The sequence below is a fragment of the Micromonospora sp. CNZ297 genome (genome assembly GCF_007827625.1).
The window spans coordinates 388745-407563 of sequence record NZ_VISU01000003.1 but is presented as its reverse complement, the minus strand read 5'-3'; the positions used below and the strand labels follow the sequence as shown (position 1 = coordinate 407563).

Below are 18819 nucleotides of genomic sequence, written 5' to 3'. Positions count from 1 at the left end.
TCGCCGGGGCGGTTTCGGGCCGCAAACTCCTTGATCATCCGGGGGAGAGACGGGAGAAGGGGAGAGGGGCCGGGCTACAGGCGGCGGCCCTGGGCGGTGCGGGCGGTGATGCCGTCCAGGGGGGTTCCCGGGGTGAGGGTCGTCGGGTCGAACCAGAAGATCACCACATCGGGGTCCTCGCTCCAGCGGACCAGCCTCGCCTCGACCTGCCGGCCGTCGACGGTCCCGACGATGCGGGCCGCCGGACCGACGAAGTAGCCGAACGTGGGGATCGACGCGTCGGTGGGCACCCGCTGCTGGTCGTACCCGATCTCGTGGAACCCCGGCCGGCGGTCGCTGCCGGACACGTCGTTGACCAGGAAGTCCGACGTCAGGCGGCCGTCCGGCGCACGGCGGCCGGCGACCAGGCCGATCGTCACGCGCGGCAGTTGCGGCACGTCGACCGGGACCATGAAGAACACGCGCTCGTCGGCGCCGTACCGGATGCCGCTGTCCACGACCGTCCCGAGCGGTCGCGGTGGCGCCTCGGTCGGAGCCGGCGCGGCGGTCGGCGTGGGCGGGGGAGTGTCGGCGGACGCGGTGGCGACCGGCTCCCCGGCCGGGAGGTCCGGCGGGCCGGGCCGCGTCGCCACGGCGCCGACCCCGACGGCCACCGCGACCGTCGCCACCGCCGCCGCGACCCCCGCGCCGATCCGCCGGCGGCGGCGCAGCCGGCGTCCCCGGCGCATGATGTCCGCGATGTCCAGGCCGTCGGCCCGCTCGGTCGCCCGCATCACCCGGCGCAGCTCGTCCATCTCGGTCACCGGCACGTCTCCTGCGGTCGCGGCGCGGACAGACCGGCGGTACGCAGCTTCTCCAGCGCCCGCGACGAGGTGCTCTTGACGGTGCCGACGGACACGTCGAGTTCGCGGGCCACCTGGGCCTCCGGCAGGTCGAAGTAGTGGCGCAGGACGACGACGGCGCGTTCACGGGCGGTGAGCGTGCCGAGCGCGGTGACCAGCCACCGCCGGGTCGCCACCTCCTCGGCCATGTCGCCGCCGCGCCGTTCCGGCAGGTCGTCGCTCGGGTACTCGCGGATCGGCCGCCGCCAGGTGTCGACGAGGTGGTTCACCAGGACCGACCGGGCGTAGCCGTACGGGTCGCCGTTGCGGATCCGGGACCAGGACGCGTACGTGCGCACCAGCGCGGTCTGGGCGGCGTCCTCGGCGTGGTGGTGGTTGCCGGTCATGAGGAACGCGGCATGCGTCAGCCGCGCCGAGGACGCCCGCGCGAACTCGACGAACTCCGCGTCACCCCGGGCCATGCCGGTCCTCTGCACCTCTCACCCCGGTAGGGACGTGCGGGACGCGGAAAAGGTTGAGTCCCCGCCGGACCAACTTCCGCGACGGGTCACCCGTCCTCATCCCCGTGCCCACGACCGGGCGCCGAGGGGAGACGAGATGACCAGGACCGTGGACCGGACACGCGGCGGCGCCGCCGTGATCGCGCTGGCGGTGTCGCTGGCCGGCTGCACACCGGCCGTGGCCGATCAGCCCGCAGTCGCGCCGTCCGGACCGGCCGGGCCGTCCGCCGCCGTGCCGTCCGCGTCGGCGGCGGCGCCCGTCCGGTCCCGTCCGGCGCGGATCGGCTATCCCGCCGACGGCGGCGACGAGTGGCGGTTCGCCGCCGCCGAGCCGGCCACCGGCGGGGGTACGGGCCGGCTGCTGCGCTACCGGGTGGCGGTGGAGCGCGACATCACCGGTCTGCCATCGGCCGATTTCGCGGCGCAGGTCACCGGCATCCTCACCGGCCCGGGTGGCTGGACGACCGACGGGCGGATCGCCCTGCGCCGCGTCGGTGCCCGCGGGCCCGCCGACTTCACCGTCTACCTCGCCACTCCCGGTACGCGCGACGACCTGTGCGGGGACGGGCCGGACCGGTACACGTCCTGCCGTAGCGGGGACCGGGTGGTGGTCAACGTGGCCCGCTGGGTGCGCGGCGCGCCCGCCTACGGCAGCGATCTCGCGGCGTACCGCCGGTACGTGGTCAACCACGAGGTCGGCCACCGTCTGGGTCACGGGCACGAGCGCTGCCCGGGGCGGGGACGTCCGGCGCCGGTGATGCAGCAGCAGACGCTCGGCCTGCACGGCTGCACCCCGAACCCGCTGCCGTTCCTGCGCGGGGAGCGGTACGCGGGACGGTCCGGCGCGTACGACGACCGCCTGCCCCCGCCCGAGGGCGGCCGGGCAGGCTGAGCGGGCTGAGCGGGCTGAGCGGGCTGGCGGCGATCCCACCCGGCGCTCAGAACAGCGTGGCCGGGCCGACCGGCTCCGGCTCGGGCAGCGGCGCGAGCCCGGGCACCCGCTCGCGGACCTGGTCGTGGAAGCGGCGGGCCAGCTCGGGCGCGTCGGCGTTGTCCGGCGTGTGCACGAACACGGTCGGCGAGCGGCCCTCCCGCAGCCAGCCGGTCACCACGTCCAGCCACGGCTGCCAGCCCTCGACCGTGCGGGCCGGGTCGTCGCGGCCCAGGTAGCGCACGATCGGCCGGTCGGTCAGCGCCCGGGTACGCAGCGGCAGGCGCGGCTTGCGCGTCCACGCCTCCCGCTCGGCGTCGCTCGTCGGCGGCGTCCGGAAGAACGCTGTGGTGTCGAACGGGATCCACTCCGCCCCGGCCCGGTGCAGCGTCGCCTCCAGCGCACGTACCGCACCGGGCTCGGTGAAGAAGGCGGGGTGGCGGACCTCGACGGCGTACCTGTGGGTGGTGGGCAGCGTGTGCAGGAACCGGTCGAGGTCGGGCACGTCACCGGGGCCGAACGAGCCGGGCAGCTGGATCCAGAGCGCGTCGGCCCGGGGGCCGAGCGGCTCCATCGCGTGCAGGAACGTCCGCAGTTCGGCCTCGCCGCCGGTGAGCCGGCGCTCGTGGGTGACCACCTTCGGCAGCTTCGGCAGGAAACGGAAGCCCGGCTCGGTCTGGTCGGCCCAGGACGCCACCGTCTCCCGGGCCGGGGTGGCGTAGAACGTGGTGTTGCCCTCCACGGCGTCGCACCACCCGGCGTACGCGCGCAGCCGCTCGAGTGCGGGCAGCGGGTGCGGCAGGAAGCGGCCGGACCAGGACTTGTGCGTCCACATGGCACAGCCCACGTGCAGGCGCATCCCGGTCACCGGTAGGGCCAGCTCGTCGAGGCGCCGTGCAGCGCCGCGGCCGCGAACGGACCCGTCTGGGTCAGCAGAGCCAGGCCGAGGAAACCGGCCTGCAGGAACCCGCCCGAGCCGACGAGGATCCACATCGCGACCACGGCGCGGAAGCGCTGCACGAGCGGGTTCACCGGACGCGGTCCATGTCGCGGGCGCCGTCGGTGACCTGCCCGGGGTCGGCGGAGTACGCGCTGTAGTGGCCGCTCCTTCTCCGCCGCATCAGTCCTCCTCGCGCGCCGTACGCCGGCGAGCCGGGCTGCCCGTCCGCCGCGCCCACGGTAGCCGGGGCCCTCACGCGCGGCGGACCGGGCCGTGTCAGGGACGTTCCACCCGTACCGGGTCACCGCGCACGAGCTCGTCGTGGACCCGCCAGCGGGCGTCGACGCCCGCGCGCCGGGCCGCCTCGTCGTCGGCGGCGATCCGCTGCCGCAGCAGCTCGACCGCGATCCGGCGGTTGAGGTGCAGGTGCCGTTCGGTGTCCACCACCACGGTCCGGCCGGACGGGCGGTGCGTGGCCCGGACGGCGGTGCTCGCCTTGTTGCGGTGCTGGCCGCCCGGCCCGCCGGTGCGGCACGGCACGAACTCGACGTCGGCCTCGTGGAACGGCGTGACCACCACGTCGGTCCGGCACGTCCGCGCGGTGACGTACCAGTTCTTCCGTCCGTGGCCCGTCCGGTACGGGCTGGGCGCCTGCCAGCAGAGCGTGCCGGTCCACCCGGCCGCGAACGCCTCCGCCCCGGCGCCGGTGATCCGGACCAGCACCGACCGGTAGGTGCCGGCCCGGTCGCCGGGCACCGTCTCGACCCGTTCGGTACGCAGGCCCCGCCGGGCCGCCTCGCCCTCCAGGCGGGACAGCAGCCGGGCCAGCGCCCACGCGCACTCGGCGGGTCCGCGTCCGGCGGACAGCAGCAGCTCGGTCATCGGCGGCCCTTCCGGCGCTCGTCGCGGCGGCCCACGTCCGGCGTCTTGTAGGTGACCAGCGGAACCGTTGTGGTGACCGGTGTGGCGAGGTCGTGCGCCACCAGGTCGCCAATGACCTGCTCGATGCGCTTGTACGCGGTGGGCGCCTCCTCGAACAGCAACTGCCGGTCGCCGCACACCACGATCGAGCCGACCGGCGTGCGCCGCAGTTCCTCGACGGTGTGCTTGGCCCGGCCCCGGCGCAGCGCGTCGGCGCGGGACATCTTGCGCCCGGCGCCGTGGGCCACCGAGTAACCGGCGTCCGGCCCGGCGTGTGCCGCCACGAGATAGGAAGGCGTGCCACGGGTGCCGGCGATCAGCACGTCCCGGCCGTCGCCCGGCGCCGCGCCCTTGCGGTGCAGGTAGCGTCCGTCGCGGATCTCGACCAGGTTGTGGCACTGGTCGACGACCGGTTCGGTGGGTTCGGCGCCCAGCGCGTACGCGACCCGCGCGGCCAGCAGCCGCCGGTTGAGCGACCCCCACCGCACTGCCGCGTCGTGCCGGGCCAGGTAGGCGTCCGGGTCGGGCGCGGGACCGGCGCCGTGCGTCTCGGTGTGCTCGCGCAGGATCCGTTCGCCCAGCCCGCGCGACCCGGAGTGCACCACGAGCACCAGGTCACCGGCGTCCAGTTCGAGCCGCGCGGCGTGCTCCGCCGCGAGGATCGGCCCGACGCGGGCCAGTTCGACGAAGTGGTTGCCGCGCCCGACGGTGCCGAGACTGTCGAGGTGACCGGCCGGCACGTCGCCGTCCAGCACCGACCAGGCCGGGTCGTCGGCGTCCCGGTCGGGGTCGAGCGCCCGGTCCAGGTCGGGGAACCGGGCCGCGAGCCGCTCGGGTACGACCCGGCGCAGCGCGATCGGGAAGACCGCGATGCCGCACCCGATGTCGGAGCCGACGAGGAACGGGTAGAGCACGGTCGAGGACATCGCGGCGCCGATCGGCGCGCCCTTGCCGGGGTGCAGGTCGGGCATGGCGGCGACGTGCGCCATGCCGTCCAGGGCGGCGACCTGACGGCACTGGTCGAGCGCGGCGGACTCGATCCAGCTGCCGGGGGAGGAGAAGACGGAGACGGTGGCGGGCACGACGGCCCGCCCGGAGGGGTACGCGGACACAGACGCTCGTTTCTGGAGGAGAACGCGGAGGACGGCGGACGGCAGGCGGCGCGGAGGGCCTGCGGGCGGGGATGCGATCCGTCAGAACGTCATGCCGCTCAGCCTCGCGGAGGCGGCCCCGGGGCGGCAACCGACTTTCGACCCGCCGGAGCGCCCGCGTCGACATCGGGTGACCCGATCCATAGACTCCGGTCGTTCTGGTACCACGAGTCCAGGGAGGACCACCGTGTCGAGCGAAACCCGAACGCACGCCGCATTACCCCTGCTGGCCCGCCTCGCCGGGGTGAGCGTGGCCGCCGCGACGATCGTCGCCGCCGCAGGTGTCGCCGCGACCGCGGCACCCGCCGCCGACCCGGCGCCCACGAAGGGGCCGTGCGCGTACACGCCCACGCCGGACGAGCCGGCCGCTCGTCCGGTGCCGCTGCCGCCGGACCCGCGCCGTACGCCGGACCGGGGCACCGTGCGGGTCACGCTGCGCACCAACCAGGGGCCGATCGGGCTGACGCTGGACCGCGAGCAGGCGCCGTGCACCGTGCAGAGCTTCCTGCACCTGGTCCGGAAGCGCTTCTACGACCGGACGCCCTGCCACCGGCTCACCGCGTACCCGACGCTCACGGTCCTCCAGTGCGGCGACCCGTCCGGGACGGGCGAGGGCGGCCCGGGCTACCGCTACCGCGACGAGCTGCCCACCGACCTGCCGCCCGCACCGACCGACCCGACGGGCGTACGCCGCCTGTACGCGCGCGGCACGCTCGCCATGGCCAACGCCGGCCCGGACACCAACGGCAGCCAGTTCTTCCTGGTGCAGGCCGACTCGGCGCTGCGCCCGAACTACACCGTGTTCGGCCAGGTCGACGCGGCCGGGCTGGCCACGCTGGACCGGATCTCGGCCGGCGGCATCGCGCCCACCCCCGAGGACCCGGCTCCGGTCGACGGCGCCCCGGCGGTGCCGGTGGAGATCTGCCGCGCCAAGCAGGGCCGCTGACGCGACGGCCCGGCGGGACGGCCGTCCAGGCCGCCCGCCGGGCCCGTGCCGCCGCCGGTAGCCTGCGGCGATGACGCATGAGCGGGAGATCACCGAGCCGGTCGACCTGTGCCGGCCGGACGGGCGGCTGAACCCGGACGCGGTCGGCTGGAGCCGCCGGCCGCTGCACCGGGCGAACCTGCGCGGCTGGGGCCGGGTCAAGCGGTGGGAGCACTGGGGCGTGGTCACGCCGACGCACATCCTCGGCCTTGTCGCGTCGTCGCTCGACTACGCCGGGGTGCAGAGCCTCTACCTGCTCGACCGGCGCACCGGGCGGGAGACGACGGCGGAGGCGGTGGTGCCGTTCGCCCGGGGCACGGTGCTGCCGCCGGTCAGCGGCACCGGTGCGGTCCGCGCCCGGGGCGGGAAGCTGACCATCGCTGTGGAGCAGGGCCCGGACGGCAGTACGGTGCGGGCGAGCGCGCCAGGTGTCGAGGTGGACCTGACCGTGCCGCTGCCGCCCGGCCACGAGTCTCTCGGCGTGGTGGTGCCGTGGAGCACCCGCCGGTTCCAGTACACGGTCAAGGACATCGGCCGGCCGGTGCACGGCACGATCACAGTGGACGGCACGGCGTACCCGGTGGGGGAGGGGTCGTACGCGGCGCTCGACCACGGCCGCGGCAAGTGGCGGTACGCGGTGCGGTGGAACTGGGCGGCCGGCAGCGGACCGGGCCGGGCGATCCAGCTCGGCGGCAAGTGGACCGACGGCACCGGCTCGACCGAGAACGCGGTCTTCGTCGACGGGCGGCTGCACAAGATCGGCGCCGACCTGACCTGGGCGTACGACCGCGCCGACTGGCTGCGGCCGTGGCGGATCACCGGCGACCGGGTGGACGTCACGTTCCACCCGTTCCACGAGCGGGTGGCGCGGACCAACCTGCTCGTGCTGGCCGGGGAGACGCACCAGTGCTTCGGGCACTTCACCGGCTGGGCCGCGACCGACGACGGCGGGCGCGTGGATCTGGACGGCCTGGTCGGCTGGGCCGAGGAGGCCCGTAACCGCTGGTGAGGCCGGTCCCCGCCGGGCCGGGCCGCCCGGCGGGGAAGCCCGATCAGGCCGGCAGCCGCCAGACCTGGTTGGCGCCGCCGAAGCAGTCCCAGATCTGCAGCCGGGTGCCGTTGGCGGAGCTGTTGCCGGTGGCGTCCAGGCACCGGCCCGACGCCGGGTTGCGCAGCGTGCCGTTGCTCTGGGCCTGCCAGGTCTGAGCGCCGGTGCCGTTGCAGTCCCAGAGCTGGATCCTGGTGCCGTTCGCGGTGCCGGCGCTCGTCACGTCCAGGCACTTGCCCAGCGCCCGCAGCGTGCCGTCACCGGCGACGGTCCAGCTCTGCGCGGCGGTGCCGTTGCAGCCGTACAGCTGGATCGCGGTGCCGTTCGCGGTGCTCGCGGCCGCCACGTCCACGCAGGCGCCGCCGATGCCGGTGATCGGCCCGGTACGCCCGGACGGCGGCGGCGTGCCACCGCCGGTGACGGTGTCGTAGATCGCGCTGACCAGCGAGGTCGAACCGGTGGTGTCCTGCGACAGCTCCCAGTTCATCATCCCGCCGGCGTTCGCCATGGCCCACTGCGTCTTGCGCTTCACTGTCGGTACGCCGTTGTAGCACTGCTGGGCGCCGCCGGCTGTGGTGCAGTCCCGGTTGGCGTTGGCCGGGTCCATGCCGACCAGCGCCGAGTAGGTGTAGTAGCCGGGCCGGCTGTAGAAGGGCACGCCGAGCACCGCCTTGGCGGCGGGCAGGCCGCGCGACTTCCACCTGTTGACGCTGGCGATCGACCAGTCGTAGCCGGCGTGCGGGCTGCCGCCGTCGTACGCCATGATGTTCAGCCAGTCCACCGAGCCGAAGACGGCTGTGGGCACCCCGTCGACGTAGTAGCCCTCGGAGACCACGGCGGCGGTGAGCAGCTTGCCCCGGCTGTGCAGGGCGCTGCCGAGCTGCTGCATGAGCAGCGTGTAGTTGTTCGCCGAGGCGCCCGGGTCGGGGTACTCCCAGTCCATGTCGACGCCGTCGAGGTTGTACTGGTTGACGAAGGCGATCAGGTTGTTGACGAACGCGGTGCGCGTGCCGGAGTTGGCGGCGAGCGCCTCGAACGCGGAGTCGTCGCCGTCGTTCCAGCCGCCGACGGCGATGGAGACCTTGACGTTGCTGGCGTGCCCGAGCGACACGAGTGAGGACAGCTTGCCCGGGTTCTCCACCGGGCGCAGGCTGCCGTCGCCGTTGGGGAGCACGAACGCGTAGTTGATGTGGGTGAGCTTGCCGTACTGGATGGTGTTGACGTTGCCGCTCCAGGACGGCATGTAGCCGACGCTCTTGAAGTTGTTCGGGAGGACCACCGCCTCGGCGGCGGTCGGGGCGAGGGTGAGCGCCGCGGCGGTGGTGGCCAGCGCGAGCGCACCGGCGGCGAGGCGCCGCCGGAGGTGAGGTCTGGGCATCGAGGGCCTTCCCGGGGGACGGGGGCGGATGGGGGTCTTCCTCGAGGTGGCCCAAATATTAAAGAGTATTAACTAAGGCGTCAACGACGACCGTCGATGAGTGACGGCCGGTGAGCGGTGGCGTACGCACAGCGTGGGGCGGCCCCGTCCGGGACCGCCCCACGCGCGACTCGGGATCAGGCGACCGAGGCCGGGAACCTCTCCCAGACCCGGTGCGCCGCCATCAGCCGCTGCACCTCGCCGAGCACCTCGGTGCCGGAACCACCGGTCACCACGCCCGGCGTGCCTGTGACACCGGCCTGGTGCAGCACCTCGGCGCCCGCGCCCCAGGCGCCGATCACCTTGGCGTGCCGCCACGCCTCCTCGACCAGCAGCAGCACCCGCGGGTCGACGGTCGGGGAGCCCGGCGCGCCGGCCTTGGCGTCGCGGGCCGGCAGCGCGTCCGGCGCCGGGGCCGGGGCGCCGGCCAGCAGCACCGCGTCGAGCTCGACCGAGCGGCCGGTGGCGAACGTGCGCTGCACCGGCAGCCCGTCGACGGTGCCGCCGTGCGCGGCGATCAGCAGCGGCACCATGCCGGCGGCGAACACCTCCCGGCGTACCTCGTGCACGTCGCCCAGGTCGGCCTGGGCGTCGACCACGATGCCGACCATCCGGCCGTCGGCCGGCCACTCCCGGCCCACCTGGGACAGCGCCGGGCTGGGCTGCACCTCCGCCGGCGGCACCGTGGGCTGCGGCACGGGCAGGCCCAGACCGATCGCCACCTGCTCGCACAGCACCGGGTCGACGTTCGCCAGGCACTGGAGCTGCCGCTCCTTGATCGCCTGGTGGTAGCACTTGCCCAGCTCGAACGTGTACGCCCGGATGATGTGCTCCTTCTCCACCGGCGACATGCTCTGCCAGAACAGGCGTACCTGGCTGTAGTGGTCGTCGAAGGAGGCCGGCGCGGCCCGTACCTTCGGCGCCTCGGCCACAGTCACCGGCGTGTCCACGAACGCGTGCTCGCGGTCGCCGGCCGGGAACGGGTTGCCGCCGTCGAGCGAGTTCGGCCGGTACGGCGCCACGCCCGCGTGCACCGCGTGCTGGTGGAAGCCGTCACGCAGCATGTCGTTGACGTCGGCGTGCGGCCGGTTGATCGGGATCTGGGTGAAGTTCGGCCCGCCGAGGCGGGTGAGCTGCGTGTCCACGTACGAGAAGAGGCGGCCCTGCAACAGCGGGTCGTTCGTCACGTCGATGCCGGGCGGCAGGTGCCCGACGTGGAACGCCACCTGCTCGGTCTCGGCGAAGAAGTTGCGCGGCGTCTTGTTCAGGGTGAGCTTGCCGATCGGCTGCACCGGCGCCAGCTCCTCCGGCACGATCTTCGTCGGGTCGAGCAGGTCGATCCCGGCGAACGTCTCCTCGGGCGTGTCCGGGAAGACCTGGATGCCCAGCTCCCACTCCGGGTACGCGCCGGCCTCGATCGCGTCGTACAGGTCGCGGCGGTGGTAGTCCGGGTCGATACCACCGATGAGCTGCGCCTCCTCCCAGGTCAGCGAGTGCACGCCCAGCTTCGGCTTCCAGTGGAACTTGACCAGCACCGTCGCACCGGCCTCGTCGACCATGCGGAACGTGTGCACGCCGAAGCCCTCCATGGTCCGGTAGGACCGCGGGATGCCCCGGTCGGACATGTTCCAGATGGTGTGGTGCTGCGCCTCGGTGTGCAGCGAGACGAAGTCCCAGAACGTGTCGTGTGCGCTCTGCGCCTGCGGGATCTCCCGGTCCGGGTGCGGCTTGCCGGCGTGGATGACGTCCGGGAACTTGATCGCGTCCTGGATGAAGAACACCGGGATGTTGTTGGCGACCAGGTCGAACGTGCCCTCGTCGGTGTAGAACTTGGTGGCGAAACCGCGGGTGTCGCGGACCGTGTCGGCCGACCCGCGCGAGCCCAGCACCGTGGAGAAGCGGACGAAGACCGGCGTCTCGCGACCCTTCTTCAGGAACCCGGCCCGGGTCACCTCCTCGGCCGTGCCGTACGCGACGAACGTGCCGTGCGCGCCCGCGCCCCGGGCGTGCACCACCCGCTCCGGGATCCGCTCGTGGTCGAAGTGGGTGATCTTCTCCCGCAGGTGGTGGTCCTGGAGCAGGACCGGGCCGCGCGGACCGGCCTTCAGCGAGTGGTCGGTGTCGCGCAGCCGGGCGCCGTTGGCGGTGGTGAGGTACGCGCCCTGCTGCCCCTTGGCGATCTTCGGCACGCCGGTCTCGGCGCCGGTCGGGGTCCGGGTGTCCGGCGCGCCCTGCTCGTCCTTGGGCGGCAGCGGCCCGTGCGGCGTGGTCGGCTCCTCCAGCGGTGGCGGCGCGCTGCCGGGAGCGCCCGGCACGTCCGGAGTCAGCGCGTCGCCGACCTTCTCGACGGCGGCTTCGACGACACCCTTGACGATCTGGGTGGGCTTGCTGGATTCCATCAGGACCTGTCCTCCTACAGCGAAATGTCCAGGCCCCTTCGGCCGTACCCCAGGTCAGGGCGGGCAAACCGGAACAATCGCGGTAAGGCCGGTCAGGACCGGCGCGGCACGGCCACGGCGGTGAGCAGCAGCCCGCCGCCGACCAGCCAGCGGCCGTCCAGGACGTCCAGCGGCGGGCCGCCGTCGATGCGGGTGCCGTCGACCAGGATCCGGGCGGTGAACCGGCCGGCCCGGTCGAACGTCAGTTCCGCCTCCTCGAACCCGAGCCAGCGCCCGGTCAGCGGGTACCACGCCTTGTAGACCGACTCCTTGGCGCTGAACAGCAGCCGGTCCCAGTGCGTCGCCGGGTCGGCGTCACGCAGCGCGGCCAGCCGCTCCGGCTCACCCGCGGTGAGGACGATCCCCGCCACGCCGTCGGGCAGCGGCTCGTGCGGCTCCGCGTCGATGCCGAGCCCGGCCAGCGCCCCGGCCGGGGCCACCGCCGCCGCCCGGTAGCCGGTGCAGTGCGTGATGCTGCCCACCACGCCGTCCGGCCAGACCGGCTCCCGGCGGGGGCCGGGACGGATCGGCGCCGGGGCGTACCCGAGGCGGGCCAGCGCCTCCCGCGCGCAGCGGCGGGCGGTGACGAACTCCTGGCGGCGCGCGGCCACCGCGCGCGCCACCAGGTCCTCCTCGCCCGGGTACGGCGTCTCGTCCGGCACGTCGGCGAACGCCTCGACGGCCAGCGCCCCGGCCGGCAGCAGCGTTCCGATCATCCGAGGATCCGTTTCATCGGCGCCGGCTCGCCGCCGCGGCGCCGCCACTCGCGCGGGTAGCCCAGCGACACCTCCTCGAAGCGCACCCCGTCGTAGTGCGTGGTGCGGGGGATGTGCAGGTGGCCGTAGACCGCGACGGCGGCGCGGTGGCGCACGTGCCAGTCGGCCGTCCGGTCGGTGCCGCACCACTGGGCGAACTCCGGGAACCAGAGCACCTCGGTGGGCTGCCGCACCAGCGGCCAGTGGGTGACCAGCACTGTCGGCAGCGCCGGGTCGGTGGCCTCCAGCCGCCGACGCGTCACCTCCAGCCGCGCCGCGCACCAGGACTCCCGGTCCGGGTACGGGTCGGGGTGCAGCATCATCTCGTCGGTGCACACCACACCGGCGTCGTACGCCGCGCGCAGCGACTCCTCCTTGGTGGTGGTGCCGGGGGCGCGGAACGAGTAGTCGTAGAGCAGGAACAGCGGCGCCACGGTGACCGGCCCGCCTTCGCCCCGCCACACCGGGTAGTCGTCCTCCGGGGTCAGCACGCCCAGCTCGCGGCACATCGCGACCAGCGCGTCGTAACGGGCCACCCCGCGCAGCGTCACCGGGTCGTTGGGGTGGGTCCACAGCTCGTGGTTGCCGGGCGCCCACACCACCCGCGCGAACCGGTCGCGCAGCAGCCGCAGCGTCCGCTCCACGTCGGCGAAGACCTCGCCGACGTCGCCGGCCACGATCAGCCAGTCGTCCGCCGTCTCCGGCCGCAGGCCGTCCACCACGGCGCGGTTCTCCGCGTACGACACGTGGAGGTCACTGACCGCGTACAGCGCACCCGTCACCCGGCCGATCTTGCCAGCGGCGCCCCCGGATGACCAGGCTCGCCCGCCGGGCTGTCGGGGGTCCGACCGGCCCGGTCAGCCGACCCTCGCGGTCACCTCGTCGAGCGCGCGCAGCACCTCCCGGGTCACACCCGGCTCGGCGGCGGAGTGCCCGGCGTCCGGCACGATCCGCAGCGTCGCCTCCGGCCACCGGCGGGCCAGGTCGTACGCGGACACCGGCGGGCAGCACAGGTCGTAGCGGCCGTTGACGATCACGGCGGGCAGGTGCCGGATCCGGTCCACGCCGTCGAGCAACTGGCCCTCGGCGAGGAAGCCGCCGTGCACCGCGTAGTGCGACAGGATCCGGGCCACGGGCAGCGCCTGGTCGTCGGCGGTGAAGTGGGCGAGCAGCTCCGGGTCGGGCCGCAGCGACGAGTTGACCGCCTCCCACCGCCCCCAGGCCCGCGCGTACTCCCGGGCCCGTGCCTCGTCGGGGCCGTGCAACCGCCTGTGGTACGCGGCCAGCACGTCGTCGCGTTCGCCGGGCGGGATCGGCGCCACGAACCGCTCCCACTCCTCGGGCTGGAGGTGGCGCAGCCCGCCCTGGTAGAACCAGTCCCGCTCGCTGCGCCGCAGCAGCAGCACGCCGCGCAGGACCAGCCCGGTCACCCGATCCGGGTGCGCCTGCGCGTACGCCAGGCCGAGCGTGGTGCCCCACGACCCGCCGAACACCAGCCACGAGTCGATGCCCAGCCGCTGCCGGATGGTCTCCAGATCGGCCACCAGATGCCAGGTGGTGTTGGCGCGCACCTCGCCGTGCGGGGTGCTGCGACCGGCGCCGCGCTGGTCGAACAGCACGGCCCGGTGACGGTCGGGGTCGAAGAACCGGCGGGCCACCGGCACCAGGCCGCCGCCGGGCCCACCGTGCAGGAACACCACGGGTACGCCGTCCGGCCGCCCGACCTCCTCCACGTGCAGGACGTGGCCGTCACCGACCGGGATCCGGTGGGTGGCGTACGGCTCGACGGGCGGGTGCAGGCCGGTCATGCCCTGTCATTCTGCCCGGCGTGGGCGTGCCGGGTGGTCCCGCTCAGCAGGCGACGTTGCCGCCGAGGTTGTCCAGCAGCGCGTCGGCGACCCAGCCGGAGACACCTGTGGTGACGTCCCGCAGGTACGTCCACGTGTAGGTGGTCTTGCCGTTCGCGGTGACCCGGTCACCGCTGGCGAAGCAGTGGAAGTCGACCGTGTGACTGAGCTGCCCGTAGCCCAGGGAGGCGCAGGTGGTGTGCGGGCCGGTGCGGATGTTGACGTTCGTGGCGTTGAACAGCTGGCCGAACTTGCCGTCCACGTTGGAGTGCGAGTGGCTGCACCCGGCGCTGGCCGGTCCGGCCGTACCGGCCACCACGGCGCCCGCCGAGGCGACGGTCAGGACGACGGCGGCACCGATCGAGGAAATCTTCCGCATACCCGTCAACCCCCGAATAAAGATCGAGATGCACCAGCAGATCAATCCAAATATTTGCATATAGCAAGGTCGATGGGCAAGATGCGGCGCCGCCGGCCCGGCCCGGCGGCGCCGAACGCTCACGCGGTGGCCGGTACGCCGTTGTCCGTACCCGTGGTCTCCGCCTCGGGCACACCGCGCGGAGCCGGCGTGCGGACCGCGAACGCGTCGAAGCTCGGCCCGTCCAGCCGCTCGACGAACGGCTCCACGACCGGCGGCTCCGACCGGTCCGGCTCGATCGCGTCCGGCTCGGTCCGCCCGTCCACGGCCCGGGGCGTCACCTCGGCCGGCACGGTGATCGGCGGGCGCGCCGCCACCTGCGGGTACTCGGCTGTCTCCCCGCCGCCCGCGGCGGCCGCCATGACCGCCGCCGCGGCCAGGTCGGCGACCCGCTTGGCCTCCCGCTGCACCCGGGCCCGGGTCTCCTTGGCGTGCTGCTCGGCCAGGTCCGCGGCGCGCCGCGCCTCGTCCAGCCGCTTGGTCTCCGCGGCCAGCTCCCGGCGTACGCCGACCAGCCGCTCCTCCACCTCCGCGCCGGTCCGCTCGATGGTGGCGATCTCCCGGCGGGTGTCCTCCAGCTGCCGGGAGACGCTCTCCAGCTCCGCCTTGAGCCCGGTCAGCGTCTCCTGCCGCTGCTGGATCTCCCGCTGCACGCCGGCGAGCTGCTCCTGGTGCGCCGCCGTCTCCTCGTCGGCCCGCTCCCGGACCTCGGTGGCGTACTGCTGCGCCTCGGCGACCAGCGAGGCGATGTCCTTCTCCGCGGCGGCGGCCCGGTCGGCCAGCTCCTGCTCGGCGGCGGCCCGCCGCTCGTCCAGTTCCTTGGCCATCGTGGCCTGCCACTGGGCCAGCTCCTGCTGGGCCTTGCTGCGGTTGGCCTGGACCTCCTGCTGGATCTGCGTCCGCGCGGCCTTCACCAGCGCCTCGGACGCCGAGCGCGCCTGCTCGACCTGCTGCACGCTCTGCTCGGTGATCCGCTTCGCCTCCTGCTGGGCCCGGTCGTGCGCGGCCTGACCCTCGACGCGCAGCTTCTCCGCCAGCTCCCGCACCGCGGTCAGCTCCGCCTGCGCGGCGGCCCGCCGCTCCTCGTCCACCCGCTCCTGCTCGGCCCGGCGGGCGGACAGCTCCTCGTCCAGCTCCCGCCGCTCCCGGGCGGCCTGCTCCTGCGCGGCGGCGAGCAGCTTCTCCGCCTGCCCCTGGACCTCCTCCGCGCGCCGGGTGGCCACGTCGGTGATCTGGCCGGCCTGCTTCTCGGCCAGGTCCAGGATCTGGTCGACCATCGGGCCGAGGTCGCGGAAGGACGCCCGGTCCACAGCCGTCGGACGGTCGCGCAGCTCCACCGCCTCGGCCTGCACCCGCTGCACCTGCGCGGTCAGGTCGCGCACCTGCGCGTACGCCCGGTCCCGCGCGGCGGTCAGCGCGCTCACCTCGGCGTCGATCTGCTCGACGTACCGGTCCACCTGACGTTTGTCGTAGCCGCGCAACGCGGGATCGAACCGGGGCCGCCCGGACAGGTCGTCGTGGGGTGCGAACGGCTCGGCACCGTTGGACATTCGCCATCCTCCGTCGGTTCGCCAGCGCCAGGCCGGCGGATGACCGCCCCGCAGGGCACGATGAGGCGCTACGGTACCGCGTCCGCGCGCGAGGCTCGCCCCGCCCCGCCCTCCTGCCCGCCGACCGGCGGCACGGTCAGACCGGGAAGTGCGGGTTCCCCGCCGTCAGGCGGATGGTGAAGCCGGTCGCGTCCCTGTGGTACGTCACGTGGTCGCAACTCTGGTGGCTGATCCACAGGCCCAGACCACCGTCGGAACCGTCGCCCGCCGGCAGCAGCCCGGCGAACGGGTCCTTCGGGCCGGTCCCCCGATCGTGGACGGTCACCACGATCCGGTCCGGCGCGCGCCACAACCGCAGGCACACCGGCGGCTCACCGTGGCGCAGCGCATTGCTCACCACCTCGCTGACCGCGATCACCAGGCCGTCCAGGCCGTCGGGCGGCAGCAGGCCACGGTCGGCGGCGCGCACCTCCGCGCGGGCGCGGGCCGGCGTCGGGTCGACCAGCTCGACCAGCGGCGCGGTCCGCTGCACCGGGTCCGCCGGTGCCGGACGGAACTCGGTCAGGTAACTCGTCGGGTCGGTGTAGAGACCGGCCGTCTCGTGCCCGCCGTCCGTCCGTGCCACCAGCGGGTGGGTACGCGCCACGTCGGCGAGCACGTGCGCGGGCGTGCCCCGCCGGTCGTAGGCGCAGATGCCCCAGAGCGGGAAGTCGTCGTAGGCGTGGTTGATCGCCGACTCGTAGCGCGCCCACCAGTCCCAGGTCGCGCCGAGCAGCACCGGCGGCAGCTCGCCGACCATCCGGATCTGCGCCGCCCCCGCCGCCACGTACGACGCGAGCAGCTCCCGGTAGGAACGCAGCGCGACGCTGGGCCGGGCGTAGACGTCACCGACCGGCAGGAACGTGACCTCGGCGCCGGTGGGCAGCGCCCGGCGCACCAGCTCGGCGTTGCGCTCGTCCAGGTTCACCGCCGTCGGCTCGCCGGCCGCGATCCCGTCCAGCAGGAACGGCAGCGCCACCGCCAGCAGCTCCTCGTCGGAGTCGTAGACGAACGCCTCGTGGAAGTAGCCCACATGGCCGAAGGCCGCGCCGCTCCTCATCGGACGACCTCCACCCGTACCTCCGACAGGCCGAGCAGGTCGACGAGCCGGGCCGGGGCGCGGCTCGGGGTGCGCAGCACCGCGACGGCGTCGTGCCGGCGGGCGTGGTCGCGCAGGTGCAGCAGGCTGCGGTGGTCGACGAAACGCAGCTCGGCGGCGTCGAACACGACCCGGCCCGCCACCGGCCGAGGGTCGGCCCGCTCCAGCGCGGCGGCGAAGTCCCGGTGGTTGGACGGGTCCAGCTCGCCGGCCAGCGCCACCACCGAGTCGCCGTCGCCGGCGTGCAGCCGGAACAGCACGTCCGCGTTCGTCACCGAGTGCAGGCAGGCCAGCTCGGCGATCGCCGCGTCGTCCAGCCGCCGGCGGTCGTAGGCGCAGACCGCCGACATCGGCCGGTGCCGCATCCAGTGGTCGATCCGGTGCTCGTAGCGGGCGAACGCGTCCCGCTGGGCGGGGGTGCGGACCAGGCTCGTCGCCTCGGCCAGCACCCGCAGGCCGGTGTGCCCGGCGGTCAGCGCCTCGGTGGTGGCCCGCACGTACGCCCGGACCTGCCGGTCGGGGTCGACGATCTCGTCGTGCCGGTACGCCTCGCCGACGGGAACCAGCCGTAGCGCGTCCCGCCGGCGTGCGGCGTCGACCCCGGGGACCGAGGCCAGCCAGCCGGTGACTGTGGCGCGATCCTCCGGACAGACCACCCATACCTGCTCACCGGCGGCGAGACCGGCGCTTACCTGCTCGACCGCCAGCGCGCGCAGCGTGGCCGGGTCGTCGTAGGCGAGGCAGCCATGGGTGTAGCCCGGGTACGTCACGCCCCCGCTGGTCACCGACTCCGCCTCATGGACCCAGTCTATGCCCCGCCCACCTGGAGATCGCGCCAGGCCGTGGCCTCGGGCGGCGGGTCGCCCAGCTCGAACTCGGCCCAGTTGTTCCAGTACGCGATCGCGTCGACGTCGTTCTGCTGCCGCAGCCACGTGACGTGCTCGCGGATCGTCCGTGCCCGGCCCGCGCCGGTGGTGTCCGCGGCGGTACGGCTCAGCCCGTACTCGGGCACCAGCAGCCGGATGCCCGGGTACGCGGCGCGCACCTTGCCGAAGGCCACGCCGAACATCCGGGAGGCGGGCCAGTACGCGGCGGTGTCCCGGGAGTAGCAGTCCACGCCGTAGTGGGTCATGCCCGGGTAACCCCAGTCGGCCGGGTTACCGCGCCCCTCGTCCAGCCAGTAGCGGGTCACGATCGGGCCGTGCCCGAGCACCCACCGCCGGTTGCGGTGCGCCGCCAGGATCTGCGTCACCCGGCTCGCCGTCGCCCGGTACGTGGCCGGGGCCACGTCGCCCATCGGCTCGTGGTACCAGGTCAGGTAGATCGGGCGGTTCACGCCGTCGAGCCAGCCGGCCAGCTGTTCGACGTCGTCCTTCCAGCTGACGTGCATGACGGCCGAGGGCGCGTCGGCGAACTTGCCGGCGTTCAGCGGGGGCAGTTCCGGCAGTGCGTCCGCGTCCGGGCCGTCCGTGCCGAAGTCGCGCATGTAGCGGATGCCCGGATAGTCGGCCACCGCGCGCTGGGTCCGGGCGCCCTTCTCGGCGCTCATCCCGACCAGCAGCGGCACGGTCAGCGTGGTGGTGCCCGTGCCGGTGCGGCCGGCGCCGTCACGCGCCGTCGCGGTCAGCGTCACCGTGCCCCGGCCGGCCAGCACGGTGACTGTGAAGCGGCCCGGTTCGGCGCCGCTCGGTGTGACGGTCACCCCCGGCGAGGCGCCGGCGAGCTGGATGGTCAGCGGGACGCTCAGGTCCACCCGGACCGGGCTGTCCCAGGTGACGCCGGTGGGGTCGCTGACCCGGCCGGCGAGCGTCAGCAGGCGCGAGTCGGGGTGATAGGCGTCGACCCGGACGGTGGTCGACTGCCCGGGCAGCAGGACGGTCTGGTCGGCGGTGACGGAACGGACGACGGGTGCGGCCATGAGGCTCTCCTTCGACGTGC

The 18819-nt window shown here is 74.2% G+C and carries 19 protein-coding genes; 3 read left to right on the top strand and 16 right to left on the bottom strand.

The window, feature by feature from the left end; all coding sequences use genetic code 11:
* Nucleotides 1–74: 74 nt before the first annotated feature.
* Together FB454_RS08100 and FB454_RS08095 are read right to left on the bottom strand one after the other, a co-directional pair.
* On the bottom strand, nt 75–794 hold the full coding sequence (locus FB454_RS08100) for a hypothetical protein (protein WP_232236789.1): 720 nt from the start codon (nt 792–794) through the stop codon (nt 75–77).
* A gap of 5 nt (nt 795–799) precedes the next feature.
* Nucleotides 800–1303, bottom strand: a complete 504-nt coding sequence (locus FB454_RS08095; RefSeq protein WP_013285212.1) for a SigE family RNA polymerase sigma factor — start codon at nt 1301–1303, stop codon at nt 800–802.
* 136 nt (nt 1304–1439) lie between these two features.
* Here FB454_RS08095 and FB454_RS08090 point away from each other — a divergent pair, with 136 nt between their 5' ends.
* Entirely contained in the window at nt 1440–2234 is a 795-nt protein-coding gene (locus FB454_RS08090) for a DUF3152 domain-containing protein (protein ID WP_145822737.1), read from the top strand.
* 46 nt (nt 2235–2280) lie between these two features.
* Here the strand turns inward: FB454_RS08090 and FB454_RS08085 are convergent, their stop codons facing one another.
* The 4 genes from FB454_RS08085 to FB454_RS08075 form a co-directional block, all read right to left on the bottom strand.
* Nucleotides 2281–3108 (bottom strand): DUF72 domain-containing protein, encoded by an 828-nt coding sequence (locus FB454_RS08085; RefSeq protein ID WP_222433926.1) that lies wholly within the window; start codon nt 3106–3108, stop codon nt 2281–2283.
* Between the two features lie 29 nt (nt 3109–3137).
* Nucleotides 3138–3305 (bottom strand): hypothetical protein, encoded by a 168-nt coding sequence (locus FB454_RS34805; RefSeq protein ID WP_186461552.1) that lies wholly within the window; start codon nt 3303–3305, stop codon nt 3138–3140.
* Nucleotides 3306–3489: 184 nt separating this feature from the next.
* Nucleotides 3490–4095, bottom strand: a complete 606-nt coding sequence (gene prfH, locus FB454_RS08080; protein ID WP_013285217.1) for a peptide chain release factor H — start codon at nt 4093–4095, stop codon at nt 3490–3492.
* Nucleotides 4092–5246: an RNA ligase RtcB family protein gene (locus tag FB454_RS08075; protein ID WP_145822735.1), complete on the bottom strand. Its 1155-nt coding sequence runs from the start codon at nt 5244–5246 to the stop codon at nt 4092–4094. Before FB454_RS08075 ends, prfH begins: the two co-directional genes overlap by 4 nt.
* Before the next feature lie 226 nt (nt 5247–5472).
* On the opposite strand from FB454_RS08075, the gene FB454_RS08070 reads away from it, so the two are divergent.
* Nucleotides 5473–6231, top strand: coding sequence for a peptidylprolyl isomerase (locus tag FB454_RS08070; RefSeq protein ID WP_013474698.1), 759 nt, complete (start codon nt 5473–5475; stop codon nt 6229–6231).
* A gap of 70 nt (nt 6232–6301) precedes the next feature.
* Nucleotides 6302–7279 (top strand): DUF2804 domain-containing protein, encoded by a 978-nt coding sequence (locus FB454_RS08065; protein WP_145822734.1) that lies wholly within the window; start codon nt 6302–6304, stop codon nt 7277–7279.
* Between the two features lie 43 nt (nt 7280–7322).
* Here FB454_RS08065 and FB454_RS08060 read toward each other — a convergent pair whose 3' ends face one another.
* The 10 genes from FB454_RS08060 to FB454_RS08015 all read right to left on the bottom strand — a co-directional run bounded on the left by FB454_RS08060 (nt 7323) and on the right by FB454_RS08015 (nt 18799).
* The gene (locus FB454_RS08060) at nt 7323–8696 is read right to left on the bottom strand and encodes a glycosyl hydrolase family 18 protein (protein WP_030274826.1); all 1374 of its coding nucleotides are present in this window, start codon (nt 8694–8696) and stop codon (nt 7323–7325) included.
* Nucleotides 8697–8872: 176 nt separating this feature from the next.
* A complete protein-coding gene (locus FB454_RS08055; RefSeq protein WP_013285222.1) occupies nt 8873–11134 on the bottom strand; it encodes a catalase in 2262 nt (753 codons plus the stop codon).
* A gap of 92 nt (nt 11135–11226) precedes the next feature.
* Nucleotides 11227–11889, bottom strand: a complete 663-nt coding sequence (locus FB454_RS08050) for a 4'-phosphopantetheinyl transferase family protein (RefSeq protein ID WP_071095938.1) — start codon at nt 11887–11889, stop codon at nt 11227–11229.
* Nucleotides 11886–12710 carry a metallophosphoesterase family protein gene (locus FB454_RS08045; RefSeq protein ID WP_013285224.1) on the bottom strand — a complete coding sequence of 275 codons (825 nt, stop codon included), beginning with the start codon at nt 12708–12710 and terminating at the stop codon, nt 11886–11888. The genes FB454_RS08050 and FB454_RS08045 overlap by 4 nt, the downstream gene beginning before the upstream one ends.
* Before the next feature lie 75 nt (nt 12711–12785).
* On the bottom strand, nt 12786–13736 hold the full coding sequence (gene pip / locus FB454_RS08040) for a prolyl aminopeptidase (protein ID WP_013285225.1): 951 nt from the start codon (nt 13734–13736) through the stop codon (nt 12786–12788).
* 43 nt (nt 13737–13779) lie between these two features.
* Nucleotides 13780–14154: an SH3 domain-containing protein gene (locus FB454_RS08035; protein ID WP_013285226.1), complete on the bottom strand. Its 375-nt coding sequence runs from the start codon at nt 14152–14154 to the stop codon at nt 13780–13782.
* A 119-nt stretch (nt 14155–14273) separates the two neighbouring features.
* Complete coding sequence (locus FB454_RS08030) at nt 14274–15743, bottom strand: coiled-coil domain-containing protein (protein ID WP_013474702.1); 1470 nt, start codon at nt 15741–15743, stop codon at nt 14274–14276.
* Nucleotides 15744–15879: 136 nt separating this feature from the next.
* On the bottom strand, nt 15880–16842 hold the full coding sequence (locus FB454_RS08025) for an anti-sigma factor RsbA family regulatory protein (RefSeq protein ID WP_030274823.1): 963 nt from the start codon (nt 16840–16842) through the stop codon (nt 15880–15882).
* Complete coding sequence (locus FB454_RS08020) at nt 16839–17666, bottom strand: MEDS domain-containing protein (RefSeq protein ID WP_013285229.1); 828 nt, start codon at nt 17664–17666, stop codon at nt 16839–16841. The genes FB454_RS08025 and FB454_RS08020 overlap by 4 nt, the downstream gene beginning before the upstream one ends.
* 23 nt (nt 17667–17689) lie before the next feature.
* Nucleotides 17690–18799 (bottom strand): hypothetical protein, encoded by a 1110-nt coding sequence (locus FB454_RS08015; protein WP_030274821.1) that lies wholly within the window; start codon nt 18797–18799, stop codon nt 17690–17692.
* Between the last annotated feature and the right edge of the window lie 20 nt (nt 18800–18819).

Bases quoted from the DNA above. Each gene is read 5' to 3' on its own strand.
- FB454_RS08055 (WP_013285222.1), bottom strand. From the start codon at position 11,134: ATGGAATCCAGCAAGCCCACCCAGATCGTCAAGGGTGTCGTCGAAGCC.
- FB454_RS08025 (WP_030274823.1), bottom strand. From the start codon at position 16,842: ATGAGGAGCGGCGCGGCCTTCGGCCATGTGGGCTACTTCCACGAGGCG.
- FB454_RS08095 (WP_013285212.1), bottom strand. From the start codon at position 1,303: ATGGCCCGGGGTGACGCGGAGTTCGTCGAGTTCGCGCGGGCGTCCTCG.
- FB454_RS08030 (WP_013474702.1), bottom strand. From the start codon at position 15,743: ATGTCCAACGGTGCCGAGCCGTTCGCACCCCACGACGACCTGTCCGGG.
- FB454_RS08060 (WP_030274826.1), bottom strand. From the start codon at position 8,696: ATGCCCAGACCTCACCTCCGGCGGCGCCTCGCCGCCGGTGCGCTCGCG.
- FB454_RS08035 (WP_013285226.1), bottom strand. From the start codon at position 14,154: ATGCGGAAGATTTCCTCGATCGGTGCCGCCGTCGTCCTGACCGTCGCC.
- FB454_RS08090 (WP_145822737.1), top strand. From the start codon at position 1,440: ATGACCAGGACCGTGGACCGGACACGCGGCGGCGCCGCCGTGATCGCG.
- FB454_RS08015 (WP_030274821.1), bottom strand. From the start codon at position 18,799: ATGGCCGCACCCGTCGTCCGTTCCGTCACCGCCGACCAGACCGTCCTG.
- FB454_RS08100 (WP_232236789.1), bottom strand. From the start codon at position 794: ATGGACGAGCTGCGCCGGGTGATGCGGGCGACCGAGCGGGCCGACGGC.
- prfH (WP_013285217.1), bottom strand. From the start codon at position 4,095: ATGACCGAGCTGCTGCTGTCCGCCGGACGCGGACCCGCCGAGTGCGCG.
- pip (WP_013285225.1), bottom strand. From the start codon at position 13,736: ATGACCGGCCTGCACCCGCCCGTCGAGCCGTACGCCACCCACCGGATC.
- FB454_RS08065 (WP_145822734.1), top strand. From the start codon at position 6,302: ATGACGCATGAGCGGGAGATCACCGAGCCGGTCGACCTGTGCCGGCCG.
- FB454_RS08085 (WP_222433926.1), bottom strand. From the start codon at position 3,108: ATGTGGACGCACAAGTCCTGGTCCGGCCGCTTCCTGCCGCACCCGCTG.
- FB454_RS08050 (WP_071095938.1), bottom strand. From the start codon at position 11,889: ATGATCGGAACGCTGCTGCCGGCCGGGGCGCTGGCCGTCGAGGCGTTC.